The 14679-nt window shown below is 59.6% G+C and carries 14 protein-coding genes and 2 pseudogenes; 12 read left to right on the plus strand and 4 right to left on the minus strand.

The genetic code is table 11. The features are described from left to right. Positions 1–2: 2 nt before the first annotated feature. From AC5O5R_RS15930 to AC5O5R_RS15940, 3 genes are all read right to left on the minus strand, one after another. Positions 3–1115: an MFS transporter gene (locus AC5O5R_RS15930; RefSeq protein WP_172224679.1), complete on the minus strand. Its 1113-nt coding sequence runs from the start codon at positions 1113–1115 to the stop codon at positions 3–5. A 296-nt stretch (positions 1116–1411) separates the two neighbouring features. Beyond that, the gene (locus tag AC5O5R_RS15935) at positions 1412–2074 is read right to left on the minus strand and encodes an RraA family protein (RefSeq protein ID WP_172224676.1); all 663 of its coding nucleotides are present in this window, start codon (positions 2072–2074) and stop codon (positions 1412–1414) included. A 51-nt stretch (positions 2075–2125) separates the two neighbouring features. Further along, positions 2126–3475: an MFS transporter gene (locus AC5O5R_RS15940; protein WP_172224673.1), complete on the minus strand. Its 1350-nt coding sequence runs from the start codon at positions 3473–3475 to the stop codon at positions 2126–2128. Between the two features lie 151 nt (positions 3476–3626). Here AC5O5R_RS15940 and AC5O5R_RS15945 point away from each other — a divergent pair, with 151 nt between their 5' ends. The 7 genes and pseudogenes from AC5O5R_RS15945 (at position 3627) to AC5O5R_RS15975 (ending at position 10727) form a co-directional block, all read left to right on the plus strand. Continuing rightward, positions 3627–4526 (plus strand): LysR family transcriptional regulator, encoded by a 900-nt coding sequence (locus AC5O5R_RS15945; protein ID WP_172224670.1) that lies wholly within the window; start codon positions 3627–3629, stop codon positions 4524–4526. 89 nt (positions 4527–4615) lie between these two features. Next, on the plus strand, positions 4616–5281 hold the full coding sequence (locus AC5O5R_RS15950; RefSeq protein ID WP_172224667.1) for an RraA family protein: 666 nt from the start codon (positions 4616–4618) through the stop codon (positions 5279–5281). A 99-nt stretch (positions 5282–5380) separates the two neighbouring features. Next, a pseudogene (locus AC5O5R_RS15955) lies at positions 5381–5598 on the plus strand (IclR family transcriptional regulator domain-containing protein); the annotation flags it as partial. Between the two features lie 151 nt (positions 5599–5749). Further along, entirely contained in the window at positions 5750–7204 is a 1455-nt protein-coding gene (locus AC5O5R_RS15960; RefSeq protein WP_172224664.1) for a TrkH family potassium uptake protein, read from the plus strand. A gap of 104 nt (positions 7205–7308) precedes the next feature. Next, on the plus strand, positions 7309–8259 hold the full coding sequence (locus AC5O5R_RS15965; protein WP_172224661.1) for a TAXI family TRAP transporter solute-binding subunit: 951 nt from the start codon (positions 7309–7311) through the stop codon (positions 8257–8259). A 27-nt stretch (positions 8260–8286) separates the two neighbouring features. Further along, positions 8287–10314 carry a TRAP transporter permease gene (locus AC5O5R_RS15970; protein ID WP_172224658.1) on the plus strand — a complete coding sequence of 676 codons (2028 nt, stop codon included), beginning with the start codon at positions 8287–8289 and terminating at the stop codon, positions 10312–10314. Beyond that, positions 10311–10727 (plus strand): DUF1850 domain-containing protein, encoded by a 417-nt coding sequence (locus AC5O5R_RS15975; protein ID WP_172224655.1) that lies wholly within the window; start codon positions 10311–10313, stop codon positions 10725–10727. The genes AC5O5R_RS15970 and AC5O5R_RS15975 overlap by 4 nt, the downstream gene beginning before the upstream one ends. An 81-nt stretch (positions 10728–10808) precedes the next feature. On the opposite strand, the pseudogene AC5O5R_RS15980 reads toward AC5O5R_RS15975, so the two are convergent. Next, a pseudogene (locus AC5O5R_RS15980) lies at positions 10809–10904 on the minus strand (BCCT family transporter); the annotation flags it as partial. A 144-nt stretch (positions 10905–11048) separates the two neighbouring features. On the opposite strand from AC5O5R_RS15980, the gene AC5O5R_RS15985 reads away from it, so the two are divergent. The 5 genes from AC5O5R_RS15985 to AC5O5R_RS16005 all read left to right on the plus strand — a co-directional run bounded on the left by AC5O5R_RS15985 (position 11049) and on the right by AC5O5R_RS16005 (position 14447). Beyond that, a complete protein-coding gene (locus AC5O5R_RS15985) occupies positions 11049–12332 on the plus strand; it encodes a DUF2254 domain-containing protein (protein WP_172224685.1) in 1284 nt (427 codons plus the stop codon). 323 nt (positions 12333–12655) lie between these two features. Then, positions 12656–13081, plus strand: a complete 426-nt coding sequence (locus AC5O5R_RS15990; protein WP_172224652.1) for a potassium channel family protein — start codon at positions 12656–12658, stop codon at positions 13079–13081. 161 nt (positions 13082–13242) lie between these two features. Beyond that, positions 13243–13431 carry an IclR family transcriptional regulator C-terminal domain-containing protein gene (locus tag AC5O5R_RS15995; RefSeq protein ID WP_218584495.1) on the plus strand — a complete coding sequence of 63 codons (189 nt, stop codon included), beginning with the start codon at positions 13243–13245 and terminating at the stop codon, positions 13429–13431. Positions 13432–13497: 66 nt separating this feature from the next. Beyond that, complete coding sequence (locus tag AC5O5R_RS16000) at positions 13498–14091, plus strand: GNAT family N-acetyltransferase (protein ID WP_172224649.1); 594 nt, start codon at positions 13498–13500, stop codon at positions 14089–14091. Beyond that, on the plus strand, positions 14088–14447 hold the full coding sequence (locus tag AC5O5R_RS16005) for a cupin domain-containing protein (protein WP_172224646.1): 360 nt from the start codon (positions 14088–14090) through the stop codon (positions 14445–14447). Before AC5O5R_RS16000 ends, AC5O5R_RS16005 begins: the two co-directional genes overlap by 4 nt. Positions 14448–14679: the final 232 nt, after the last annotated feature.

Raw genomic sequence — 14679 nt, forward strand, 5'->3', positions numbered from 1 at the left:
GTTCACACGGGCCGGCCCGGCAGTGAGCGCATGACCAGCAGCACCAGCACGACATTGACGACGGCCAAGGCAGCGAGTGTTGCCAGCACAGCCATGGCGCCAAACTGCTGAAGCAGGTAGCCACCGACCAGCGGCGTCAGCGCCTGACCGATCAGCGAAGGCCGCGACATCTTGCCCATCAGCGCCACGTACTGCGCCGGCGGCAGCAGCGCCAGAGGCAGCAAACCCCGGACGATGGCCCGCAGGCCGTTGCCGCAGCCGTAGAGCAACAACCCCAGTGCCGTTGCGCCAGGCGCCAGGGCAACCAGTGCCACGCCCACCGCCACTAATACTGAAGACACCAGGGCGGTCCAGATCGGGTGTCGTTTGCGGGCGACGATCTGCAGCACGCGCGAAGCCACTTGGCTGGGCCCCAATAGCGCACTCAGCGCGATTGCCGTGGCCAGGCTATGGCCCAACCCCTGCAGCACTGCCACCAGTTGCACCGAAACAGCGGTCATGATGATCGCACCGAACGCGAAGATCCACATGAGCAACAGGTACAAACGCCGGTCGACGCTGACGTCGGTCGCCGCCGCCACAGGCTTGCTTGTGGCCCCGTGCGGGCCCGCAGGCAGTACCCAGAGGTAAAGCGGCGCGACCGCGACAATCAGCATAAGTGCATAGGCGGTACAGGTGACCCGCCAGCCGAACTGGTCGATGGCGTACGCCACCAGCGGCCAAGTGATCGTGGTGGCAAAACCGGAAATCAAGGTGATGCCAGTGATCGCCCTGCCCGCCCGCTCGGCATACAAGGCGCCGAGGGTGGCAAACAGGGCTTCGTAAAGACCAATGGCCATGCCGACGCCAATCACCACCCAGGCCAGCAGGAACACTTGCAGGCTGTGTGCGTTGGCGACGAGCAACAGCCCCGCCCCCACCACGACTCCACTCGCGGCCAACTGCCGGCGCCCACCGTAGCGCGCGACCAAGCGGCTCGACAGTGGCGCCAGCAGTGCAGACACCATCAAGCCCAGCGACAGCGCGCCGTAGACCCAATGGCCATCCCACCCGGTCTCGCGCAGGATCGGCTCGCCCATGACTGCCAGAAGAAAGAAAGACCCACCCCAGACCATGATCTGGAGTACCCCCAGGCAAAGGATGCCGATGGGTCCGGGGAGACATAGAGCAGCGTTCACAAACGGCCTTCATGTGCGCAGGAGATCGACGTCGGTGCTTACCGTCGCCAACGTGTAGAGGGGCACTGATGCGCGCAAAACGCATAGTGCGGCTGCGCAAGTCTAATGGTATGGGCAAACGGCTGCTATTGAATCCGGGCATTTCAGCCATGCCGGAAAGAGCGGTGATGCGGCGTTCAATAGCGGCCAATCCAGCAGGCCCGCTTCGCGCGAAGCGGGCCTGCCAAAGGCGCTTAACCTTTGCGCTGCAGGGTGTGGTAACCGAGGTCCTCGCGGGCCTGCTTCAAGGTCTTGCCCTGGCTGATGGCGGCGCGGATATCGGCCTCCACGGCTTCGATCTGGCGGGCAAGCTGGGCGACATCACCGGCACGCCCGCGTGGCACCACCACTACGCCATTGGCGTCGGCCACGATGATATCCCGAGCGCAGACCCGCGCCTGACCGATGGACACCGGCTCGTTGACCGCGCCAACCTCGACCCGGTCCTTGCCGGTACGCATGAAACGGCCCTTGGTGAACAGCGGGTAGCCGTCACCCAGAGCCTTGCTGACATCGCGGCAGACGCCATCGATCACTGTCGCGGCGATCTTTCGCGAGCCGGCGTACTGGGTCATGATGTCGCCCCAGACGGTGCAATCGGTGCGGCCGTCATTGTCGATCACCACCACATCGCCTTCGCTCACCTCTTCGATGAAGTCACCCACGGTACCGGGAGGTACGCTAGCGGACACATAGCGGACGGTGAATGCAGGGCCGACCACGACTTGCTTGTAATCGGCCAGCGGCATCACGCCAAAACAGTGCCCTGGCAGGCCCAGCTTGTCCATGGCATCCGATACGCCGGGGGTATCGAGGCCCTCGAACAGCGCAACCAGTTCTTTGTCTTCGGTATTCATCAGCAGCTCCTTGGTACGGTGATCAAATAAAAGATTGTGCAGCGCAAGACCTCAGGACTCAGCCGTTCTGGGGACCGGCTCGATAATGGTCAGCAGCAACACGAAACTGACGAACGAACCGATCGCCAGGTAGGAGAAGACGTAGCTCCAGCCGTAGCTGTCGAGCAATAGACCGGTCAGGAATGGCGTGGCTGCGGCGCCCAACTGGCCAACCATGTTGACGATGGCATTGGCAATCGGGAAGGTCTGCTTGCTGGCCAGCGCCATGGGGTAAACCATATAGGACGAAAAGCCCAGGCTCAGCACCACACCCGTGGCCATCAGCAGCAGCCCATAGGCCAATGGGTCGGCAGGCGAGTTGATCAACAGGTACATCATCACCGAGGTACCCAGGGCCGACAGCAGCATCCCGGGCTTGCGCCGTCCGGCCAGCAAGCGGTCCGAGCAGTAGCCACCCAGCAGGTTGCCCAACACGGCGCCGACCCAAGGCGCTGCCGAGACCAGGCCCATGTTCATTACCGAGAAGCCCTTGACGGTCATCAGATAAGTCGGGATCCAGGCCAGCAGCACGCTGGACACGCCCAGCTGGAAGCAGTAGCTCAGCGCGCTGCCCCATATCTGCCAGGAGCCGAACACCTGGCGACGGGTTTCAAGCTGCGGTATTTCGCGTCGACGAATGAAGGCATCCAGCCGAGCAAAGCTGCGTACTTCAGGTCGCCCGGTATTGCTTGCCGCGGTTCCGGTGCCGCCGGTCCCTGCCGGCTCGCTGATGTAGTCCAACTCGGCCTGGTTAACGAAGCGGCTCCTGGAGGGGTGATCGGCAACCATGAAGTACCAGGCGATTGACAGCAGGATCCCGGGTACGGCAAAGAAGTAGAACACCTCGCGCCAGCCCCACACCGAAATGATCACGGCGCACAGGGGCGGGACGATGACTGGGCCGAACTTCACGGCAGACAGAAAGATGCCCGAGGCGATGCCTTTTTCCCGGGGCGGGAACCAGTTGTTGATGGTGGTCGTCATGCTGATCGGTAACGGGCCCTCCGCCACCCCCAGGCCCAGGCGATAGAGTTTCAATGCCAACAGCGAGCCTGCCGTGCCGACCAGGCCGGTCAGCGCCGAGGTCATGATCATTGCGCCGGGCAGGATTCGGCTTACGCCGTATTTGCTGAACGCCAAACCGGCCGGGATCTGGGCCAGTGCGTAGGCCAGCAGGAATAGGCTCATGAGGCCGCCGGCCTGGGCGTTGCTCATCTCGAATTCCTGCCGGATGAACGGCAGCGCGACACCGAGATTGGCCCTGTCCGCCGCTGCGATGGTGTAGATGGAAAAAATCATCCCGGCAACGATCCAGCGGTAGCTGCTGCGCCCTTTGGCATGGACTATTTCAGCGGTCAACATAATGTGCACACCCTTGTTGTTGTAATTCGCGGGTAATCTAGGCACGGTGATACAAGAAAAAAAGCGACAAAAACTCAACTCAAATCATCGCTTTTGGTGGACAGTCTGAATCCCACTCGCCCTAGACAGCAGCCCTGCGGAGGTAATAAACGTGATCACCCTGAAGCAGATCGAAGCCATTTACTGGATTGTCGAGCTGGGCAGTTTCGAGGCCGCCGCCACCAAACTGAACATGTCGCAGTCGGCGATTTCCAAACGAGTCCAGGAGTTGGAGGATGCCTTCGGCGTATCGATCTTCGATCGCTCCAAGCGCACTGCCCGGCTTACGCAAAAGGGTATCGAACTGCATGGCTGCGCGGTGGACATGCTGCGCCAGCGTGACGACTTGCTCGAACGCATCAGCTCGAAGGAAACCCTGATCAGGCGGTTTCGCCTTGGGGTGACGGAACTCACCGCGCTCACCTGGCTACCCTCGCTGGTCGAGCGCATACATCAGACCTACCCACGGGTCGACCTCGAGCCTTCCATCGAACTCAGCACCGACCTGTTGCGGCGGCTGGAAAACGATGAGATGGACCTCATCGTCGTGCCTGACATCTTTCACGATCCGCGCTTCATCAGCACGCCCTTGAAGGCCGTAGAGAACGCCTGGATGTGTGCACCCGCCTTGTATCCAGGCGACGGCGCCATCAGCCTGAATGCGCTGGCGAACTTCACCGTATTGACGCAGGGCGGCAGCTCAGGGACCGGCCTGACCTACGAGCGCTGGCTGGCAGAACACGACATTCGCCTTGGCAAGACCCTGACCAGCAACTACCTCGTGGCGCAGGTCGGCCTGACCATCTCAGGTGTGGGCATCAGCTACCTGCCGCTCGCCTGCATGGGCACGCTTATCACCCAGGAGCGCTTGAAGGTGATCCACACGCAGCAGCCATTGCCAGCCATCAACTACGTCTGCGTTCACAGGGCCGACCGCTACCAGGGGCTGACGGTCGAAGTGGCCCGTCTCGCCCAGCAAACCTGTAATTTCAACCAGCTAATCATCACTTGAGGCGATGATTTCTGATAAAAAAATATCGCTAAAAGCAAAGCCTGTTCTCTCCTAACATCGGCGCATACCCCTTGAACAGGAGATTGAACATGTTATTACCCGGGTCCCGCATCCTCGCTTCACCTGCTCTGGCCCCCGCGTCAGTCATCGAAGCTTTCGCTTCGGTGGTCACCCCGCACATCAGCGACAACCTCGGCCGCCACATTGGTGCCCGAGGCCTGACCCGCTACAACACAACGGGCAAACTGGTGGGTACCGCACTGACCATCAAGACCCGGCCCGGTGACAATCTCTATATCTACAAGGCCCTGACCTTGCTCGAGCCGGGTCACGTATTGGTGATCGACGCCCAGGGTGACACCAACAATGCGGTGATCGGCGAGCTCATCAAGCTCTACGCCGAACAACGCGGCTGTGTGGGGTTCATCGTCGACGGCGCGATTCGTGATGTGGATTCATTCCGTTCGAGCCCCTGTTACGCACGGGGTGTCGTGCATTGCGGCCCTTACAAGACTGGCCCAGGCGAAATCAACGTACCGGTGTCGGTTGGCGGCATGCTGGTGAACCCGGGTGACATCATCGTCGGTGACGAGGATGGCGTCGTGGCGTTCCCCCTCGCGGCAGCCGAGCAGGTGCTGGCTCAGGCCCATGCTCATCAAGCCCATGAAGAGCGGGTAAAGGCTGAAATCGCCACTGGAGCTGTGGATCAATCCTGGCTGGACAAGGTGCTGGAAAAGGCCGGGTTGGCGGATTGAAACCCGCTATCGATCAGCCCTCCCGTGGCGGACCGTCTGACCGCCACGGTCACTGCTTATTCCAGACTTGTCAGGAAGCTAAAGAGATTCGCTGCCTCTGAGGGTGATAGAGCGCGGGGATGGGTGCTGCATCGTCCGGATTACTCGACCACGATTGCCATGGCTATCAAAGATCACAGGGAAAAGTAACGGCTGCAATCAATCTGTCGGGCCCAGATGCCGTGATGGGTCCCGAGGGTACTACGGAGAAGTTCGTGGCGTTACAGCGGGAATGCAGCGGAAAGATCAGCGCCGAACTGGAATATGTCAAAGACTGATGACTGGATCGTGTGGCAGGACCGTGGAAACCTTGTGTCATAGGCAGCACGCACCAGACAGCCAATTCCATCCCACGACTTTACGCCATTTTTACTCGACATTTCCGGACAGCAGGCAATACTGCCGGCACTGTCCTAACGAGCTTACTCAATGCCGCTTCCAGCATTGCGTTTCATCGCCTTCATCATTGGTGTATTCCTGATTACTCTGGCCGTCAGCATGGTGATCCCGATGCTGACGCTGCTGTTGTATGACCGCAGCGACGACCTCGGCGCTTTCGCCTGGTCGAGCCTCATCATTCTGTGCGCCGGCCTGGTCATGGTAGCTCGCGGCATCCCGGACACACCGCAGTTGCGGGCCAGGGACATGTATTTCCTCACGACGGCAAGCTGGGTCATCGTGTGCGCATGTGCGGCCCTACCGATGGTGTTCATTCGGCACATCAGTTACACGGATGCGTTCTTCGAAACCATGTCGGGAATCACCACCACCGGCTCGACGGTGCTGACCGGCCTGGACAGTGCATCGCCGGGGCTGCTGATCTGGCGTTCTTTGCTGCACTGGCTGGGGGGCATCGGCTTTATCGGCATGGCCGTGGCGATCCTGCCACTGCTGCGCGTGGGCGGCATGCGCCTGTTCCAGACCGAGTCTTCGGACTGGTCCGACAAAGTGACGCCGCGTTCACATGTGGCAGCCAAGATGATCCTGCTGGTCTACCTGGCCCTGACAGCACTGGGGACAGGGGCGTTGTGGGCTGCCGGTATGACCCCGTTCGAAGCCATCAATCATTCGATGTCGCTGATTTCAACCGGCGGCTTCTCTACCTCGGATGCCTCGCTAGGTCATTGGGTGCAGCCTGCGGTGCATTGGGTGGCCGTGGTCATCATGATTCTCGGCAGCCTGCCCTTCACCCTGTATGTCGCCACGCTGCGTGGCCATCGACGCATCCTGCTCAAGGACCATCAAGTTCGTGGTTTCCTGGGTTTTCTAGTCTTCGTTTGGCTCACGGTCGGAACCTGGCTCTGCTGGCACAGCGACCTGCCCTGGTGGGATGCGTTTCGTATCACTGCGGTCAATGTGACCTCGGTGGTGACCACCACGGGCGTCGCCGTGGGTGATTACACGCTCTGGGGCAGCTTCGCCATCATGCTGTTCTTTTACCTGACGTTCGTCGGTGGCTGCTCGGGCTCTACTGCCGGCGGTTTGAAAATATTCCGTTTCCAGGTGGCCGCGGCCTTGCTAGTCAGCAGCCTGAAACAGTTGATCCATCCACGGGCAATGATCTCGAAGAAATACAATGGGCACCCCATCGATGAAGAGATCGTGCGCTCACTGTTGACGTTCTCGTTCTTCTTCTCAGTCACCATCGCGGTCATTGCCCTTGGCCTCTCTCTGCTAGGGCTCGACTGGACGACGGCGTTGAGCGGAGCCGCTACCGCCGTGTGCAACGTTGGACCAGGTCTGGGTACACTTATCGGTCCAGCAGGTAATTTCGCCTCGTTGCCGGACGCTGCGAAATGGTTGCTGACGGTCGGCATGCTGCTTGGACGGCTCGAAATCCTCACCGTGCTGGTACTCGTCTCGCCAGCTTTCTGGCGATTCTAGAGCAGACGTCATACAAACAATCAGCCATAAAATTGGGCAGAGGCTGCATATTCGTTCTAGGTTTACTGGCGCAGGAAGAACAACAACAAGCGGAGAACGACGCCATGAACCGAGCCCTTCGCCTGGCTTTGGCCAGCACCTTGTTTGCTGTCTGTGCTGCTGCCCAGGCCGCACCGACTTTCATCAACATCCTCACAGGCGGCACCAGCGGTGTCTATTACCCGATAGGTGTAGGCATCTCACAGCTCTACAGCCATGGCATCGAGGGCAGCAAGACCTCCGTGCAAGCCACCAAGGCGTCGGTCGAGAACCTCAACCTGCTACAAGCCGGTCGAGGGGAGTTGGCATTCGCGCTTGGGGACTCGGTGGCGGATGCCTGGAAGGGCGACGCAGAGGCTGGATTCAAAACGCCCTTGAAGAAACTCCGGGCCATCGCCGGCACCTACCCCAACTACATCCAGATCGTCGCCAGCAAGGAGTCGGGGATCACATCCCTGGCGGACCTCAAGGGCAAGCGCGTCTCGGTTGGAGCGCCCAAGTCCGGCACAGAGCTGAATGCACGCGCCATCTTCAAAGCCGCAGGGCTTACCTACCAAGACATGGGGAAAGTCGAGTACCTGCCCTATGCGGAGTCCGTCGAACTGATCAAAAACCGTCAACTTGACGCCACGCTCCAGTCCTCAGGGCTCGGTCAAGCGGCTATCCGTGATTTGGCCGCTACCTTGCCAGTCGTGTTCGTGCCTGTCCCGGCTGACGTCGTGACCAAGATCGGCAACAACGCCTACCAGCCCGCCACCATTCCTGCCAACACCTATGATGGCCAGAGTGCAGACGTATCGACTGCCGCGATCACCAACATCCTCGTGACCCGCGCCGATATCAGCGATGACCTGGCCTATCAGATGACCAAGCTGATCTTCGAGAATCTTCCACGCCTGGTCACGGCCCACGCTGCAGCGAAAGATATCCAGACCGAGAATGCGGCCAAGAACCTGCCCATTCCGTTACATCCTGGAGCAGAAAGGTACTTCAAGGAGAAAAACCTGCTCCCCTGATGACATCCTCAAGCCATGGAGCAGCGCATGAGTGATACCCAACAAGGTCTTCACGCCAGCACCGATCGTTGGCCTGCCACGCTTTTTGCCGTGGCGCTGGCCTTTTCGGTGTTCCAGATCGCCACAGCGGCCTTCCCCCTGATTTCTACCCAAGTACTGCGTGCAGTACACCTGGGGTTCCTGTTGCTGGTGGTGTACCTGAGCTATTCGTTCGTGGGTCACCGTCGGCCGTGGCAACCTCTCGGTTGGCTGCTGGGGCTTGCGGGAATGGCGACTGCCGCCTACCAGTGGCACTTCGAAGGCGACCTGATTCAACGCTCCGGTGAGCTGACGAGCAGTGACCTGGCCGCGGGCCTGTTGCTGACTGGTTTGGTCTTTGAGGCAGCGCGGCGAGTCATGGGCATAGCGTTGCCCATCATTTGCGCCCTGTTTCTGGCCTACGGGTTGCTCGGTCAATACTTGCCAGGAGAACTTGCGCATCGAGGCTACGGCCTCGATCAGATCGTCAATCAGTTGGCCTTCGGCACCGAGGGGCTGTATGGCACACCCACCTACGTCTCAGCCACTTACATTTACCTGTTCATTTTGTTCGGTGCCTTCCTTGAACAAGCGGGCATGATTCGTCTGTTTACCGATTTCGCCATGGGGCTGTTCGGCCATAGAAGCGGGGGGCCGGCCAAGGTATCGGTGTTTTCCTCAGCACTGATGGGGACCATTACCGGCTCAGGCGTGGCCAACGTCGTCACCACCGGGCAATTCACCATTCCGCTGATGAAGCGCTTCGGCTACAAAGCTGCATTCGCCGGTGGCGTCGAGGCGACCTCAAGCATGGGCAGCCAGCTGATGCCACCGGTGATGGGCGCGGTAGCGTTCATCATGGCCGAGACGATCAACGTGCCTTATGCCGAGGTAGCGAAAGCCGCACTCATCCCGGCATTGCTGTACTTTGGCTCGGTCTACTGGATGGTTCACCTGGAGGCTCGGCGCAGCCATCTGCATGGTTTGCCTCGTGAGCAATGCCCGAGTGCCTGGGACGCGTTGCGACAACGTTGGTTTCTGCTGGTACCGCTGATGGTCCTGGTCGCGCTGTTGTTTTCCGGACGAACGCCTTTGTTTTCAGGAATGGTCGGCCTGGCCCTGACCGCGATCGTCATCCTTGGCTCGGCCATCATCCTGCGCGCCCACCAGACATGGTTGCGAGCGGCCTTCTGGGTTGCGCTGGGGATACTGTGCTCTGGTTTTTTCCGCATGGGGATCGGCGTGATCCTACTGGTCATTGCCTGTTTGGCCATTGCGTGCTGCTTCGTCCAAGGCGGTCGCGCCACCCTGCGCGCATGCGTCATGGCCCTTGCGGAAGGCGCCCGTCATGCGGTGCCGGTGGGTATTGCCTGTGCGCTGGTCGGCGTCATTATCGGCATCATTTCGCTGACCGGCCTGGCCACCACGTTTGCCGGATACATTCTTGACCTGGGGCGAGACAACCTGTTCCTCTCGCTGGTATTGACCATGCTCACCTGCCTGGTGCTGGGTATGGGTATCCCGACCATCCCCAACTACATCATCACCAGTTCCATTGCCGCCCCCGCACTGTTGGAACTTGGGGTACCGCTGATCGTCTCGCACATGTTCGTGTTCTATTTCGGCATCCTGGCCGACCTGACACCGCCAGTGGCTTTGGCGTGCTTTGCCGCCGCCCCGATTGCCAAGGAAAAGGGGCTGTTGATCAGCTTCTGGGCAGTGCGCATTGCCTTGGCCGGCTTCGTGGTGCCCTTCATGGCGGTGTATGACCCGGCGTTGATGATGCAAGGCGAAAGCCTGGGCGCCACGCTGTACATGGTGATCAAAGCCGTGTTCGCGATAGTCCTTTGGGGATGTGCGTCGATTGGGCATTTGCGGGCACCCATGCCCGGGTGGGAGCGTCTATTGGCGTTCGCTGCTGGTGTGTCGTTGATACTCGCCGCGCCCATCAGTGATGAGGCCGGTTTTGCGTTGGGTACGGCAGTGCTGGGTTGGCACTACTGGCGAAGTCGGCCAGCCTCTGGGCAGCCCGCATGACCAGCCTTTGTCTTGGGCTGGCCGGCGTGGTCTGGGCCAGCCTGCCACTACAGGATTTTACTCTGGCCTGGCAGCACAGTATCGAAAAGCTCCGCTGGGAAGAGGATTACCACGTGACCCAGGCTGGCCTGTTGCTGGTAGAGGCCCGCGTCAAAGGCAGCGGAGCCGGCATGGAAATTCCGGACGACGCTCAACTGCGCGACGGAACTTGGCATTATCATCGCGACTTACCACCGCTGCAGCCTTTGCACGCTGGGCGGACGCCCGAGGCTGGCGACTACCAAGTCTGCACGACAGATTGGTGCCAGCCGCTGTCCTATTGGTTAGGACCGCCGAGCGAACGCATTGCTGCCGTAGACTTCTGGTCCTGTGAAAGTCCGCCCTTGGACAGCAGGCGAACCGCCCTGCCCTGACTGCACCAGACCAGGACCGAATCCATTTCAGCACACCACGTGCAAGTAATGCAGGTGGCGCTCGTACTGATCCAGGATGTTATCCACTACCAGCGCACCGGAGTCCGCCGACGTCACAAAAAACACCACAACCATCAGCATCGCGATCAACGAAACGACGCTGGAGAACGGGAAGTGCTATCGGCTTCGGTGATCGCGGCCGCGCTTGGCTTGGCCTGGGGTGTGTGGAGCAAGCTGAAGCTCAAGCAGCCTGCACGTGAAAAAGGCTACTCTGGCAGTACGCCAAAGCGTCGGACTGTTCCCTCGGCGAAGGAGACCTTAATGATAGCTCGGTGGCATTGGTTGGCTACGAGGATTGCCAAACGCCTCTGGTTCAGAGCGACACTCTTCTCGCTACTGGGGGTGGTGACAGCGCTTCTGGCCGTGGTATTCAAGGATGCGGTGCCGGCCACTTTGCCTGCGCGCATCGGCGCGGACGCAGTTGACAAGATACTGGGCATCATCGCGTCAAGCATGCTTGCTGTGACAACGTTCTCGCTGAGCACCATGGTGTCGGCCTATAGTGCCGCCAGCAGTGGGGTAACCCCACGTGCCACTTCGCTGGTCATGGAGGACGCGACGACCCAGAACGCGCTGGCCACTTTTATCGGGTCGTTTCTGTTCAGTCTCGTCGGTATCATTGCACTGAGCACTGGCGCCTACGGTACCCAAGGTCGCGTGCTGCTTTTCACCGTTACGATTGCAGTCGTGATCCTGATCATTTACACGTTGCTGCGCTGGATTGATCATCTTTCCAAACTAGGGCGCGTGGGCGAAACGATCGATCGTGTCGAAAGGGCAGTAATCAAAGCCATCCAGCAGCGTGTCGAGCATCCCCACCTGGGCGGCGCGGCCTACCCTGACAGCTTCGTACTACCTGAATCTACACATGCCTTGAGAAGCAGTGAAACGGGGTATGTACAGCACATCGATGTTCTCTCTCTGGGCAAGATTGCAACCGACGCCAAGGTCCGTATTTATGTTGAAGTCCTGCCAGGGGCCTTCGTTCATGAGGGAATGGTGTTGGCAAGAGTCCTGGCTTTGAACGGTGAGCCGGCCGATGTCGATGATGCACTGGACCTCGAGATTATCGCAGCCTTGACCATCGGGCTCAGAAGAACCTTCGAACACGACCCGCGTTTCGGGCTTTCAGTGCTGTCGGAGATCGCCTCGCGGGCGCTGTCTCCGGCAGTGAACGATCCAGGTACGGCGATCGACATCATTGGCCGTGGCATTCGATCCCTCACGTGTTGGGGCAGACTGCAGGCTGTCACACAGAGCCAGGCTAGCGAATGCGCGCAGGTACATGTTCGCACCCTGAGGGTAGATGATTTGTTCGATGATTTCTTTGCACCGATCAGCAGGGACGGCGCCGCTCTGCAAGAAGTGAACGTGCGCTTGATCAAAGCGCTTACCTGCTTGGCGCAGATTAACCCCCGTGTTTTTCAATCCTCAAGCAGCCGGCATGCCAAGCGATTGCTTGAACACGCGGACAGTGGACTTTTGATTCAACAGGACAAGGACGCTCTCCGCGCTCTTGCTGTCGAACTAATAGGGGTGCACTGAGTCAGGGTAAACCCAATTCTCTGAGTCGTCGAACCTCACCAAAGATCACAGCGATAATGCTGGTAGGCGGCGACCCGTACCGAAATGGGCGACTTAGCCGAATGACTGGTTGACCCGTTAGGTACGTTAACCCATGTGCTGGCGGTGTTCGGCGCTGCGAAACCGCACTGCGCTTATTTGTTCGCCAATCACCGAGCCAATCGGAGCGGATGACACGATTCCCAGCCACTTGCCGCGCCAGCGCGATGTCGTCGAGCGTGCAGCCTGGTCGGTGCCAGGCGTGAGCTAGCATTGACCCTGCGACCCCGTCCCGAGTAACGATGATGCTCACTGTCACACTGATCAATATGTTGATCGTTATCCTGGTGGTGGTCATCCACTACGAATGCCTGCTGCGCTTGAACGACTGGCTACCACGCCTGAGGCTGTGGAACCGGTTCCGTATCGTCGCGGGGGTGTTGGGCGCGTTGCTGGCCCATGCCGTGGAAGTCTGGTGCTTCGCCCTGGCTTATTACCTGATGGCCCATGCCGAGGGCTGGGGGACGCTCAGCGGAAATTTCGACGGGAGCTTTCTGGACTGCGTGTATTTTTCCTTCACCACCTACACCACCATAGGCTTCGGCGACATCGTCCCCACCGGCCACCTCAAATACCTCACCGGCCTGCAGGCGCTGACGGGCCTGGTGCTGATCACCTGGACCGCCTCGTTCCTTTTTCTGGAAATGCAGAAGTACTGGAAAACCAAATGAAGAAGGAGCCCGATGAAGCCATGCTCGACCAGTTGATGACGGTCGACCAGAACCGGCAGGCAGCCTATCACCCTGGGTGGATTCCTGGCCGCCGCGCGAGCCCTACATGAGGAGGTGATCGACGATGGCGTCTGCGATGAGATAGCCAGACCGCGATTGCCATGGCTATCAGAGATCACAGGGGAAAAGTAACGGCTGCAATCAATCTGTCGGGCCCAGATGCCGTGATGGATCCCGAGGGTACTACGGAGAAGTTCGTGGCGTTACTGCACCGAGCCACTTCACGCATGTCGCACGCCGTGCCGACGGTGTTCGCCCAGAGCATGATGGGAACCGTGCAAACCGCCTAACCTACCGCCCTGTCAAAGGCGTAGCCCTTCAAGACTAACCACCCTATCCCCCTGGGAACACTACACATGCCTATCGACTTCAGGCCCGCTCAAGCCTCGGACGCGCATGATATCGCGCGCTTCTTTCAACTGACTTCGGAGGGCATGGCCGATTACATATGGAGCAAGCTCGCCGCACCTGGAGAAGCATTGCTGAGTATCGGTACGTCTCGCTACGCCAGGGAGCAGGGCGACTTTTCCTACAAGAACTGCCTGATGGCCACTTTTGAAGGGCGCGTCATCGGCATGATGCATAGCTACGCCTTGCGCGCGATTCCTGACAGGCCTGTCGAGACCGACCCGGTCCTCGCGCCCTATTCCGACATGGAAATACCCGATACGTTGTACATATCCAGCCTGGCCCTGGATGAGGACTGGCGCAGCCAGGGGCTGGGCGTCCAGTTTCTTCGCCACGCCCAGCAGCGCGCTGAGGACAGTGGACTGCATGGGCTGTGCCTGATCGATTATGCAGAAAACCACGGTGCGCGCCGCTTCTACGAACGGCACGGTTTTGAGATTGTTAAAACCTGCCAGATCGTTCCGCACCCGATGCTGGGCGTAACCGGTGAGGCTTATTTGATGTACCGCCCTACCCACAACCTGCTCGAGAAAAAACCATGATCAAGAAACTGACCGTGTTCCGCGAACTGGATATTCAACCGGTGCGCGACCTGCCCTTTTTTGAAGAAGTGGTGGAGGGCACCCCTCACACGCTGACGTCCAAGTATTATCACGATGAACAGCAAGGTCGCATTTCCGGAGAATGGGAAGCCAGCACTGGAGCGTGGCGCATCGATTATAAAGTTTGGGAGTTCTGCCACGTCCTGAGTGGATGCTGCGTCATCGAGCTGGAGGGTTGCGCCCCCGTCACACTGGCCGCTGGCGACACGTTCATTATCGAACCGGGCGCCAAGGGCAAATGGACCGTGCTGGAAGACATGAAAAAGAACTTCGTGATCTTGTTGCCCGCGAACTAGGTACGGGGTTCGTTTCATGGAGCACAAGGCGATGACGGTTTGCATGATGCCGTAGTGATCGGAAACTTGCCTTCACCCGGCCATTGCGCAAGGACAGCTTTGTCGATGCGCGGTTGCAGGACTCCAGCTGGAACCTCTTCATCAAGACGTTGGCCCAGCGGCCGCTCGGGCTACAGCGAGACGGCGCTGGCCAATATCAGTGGCGGCCAGGTTGCCGCCGCCATCACTGAGA

The sequence above is a fragment of the Pseudomonas sp. 8_5_2 genome, assembly GCF_059295255.1.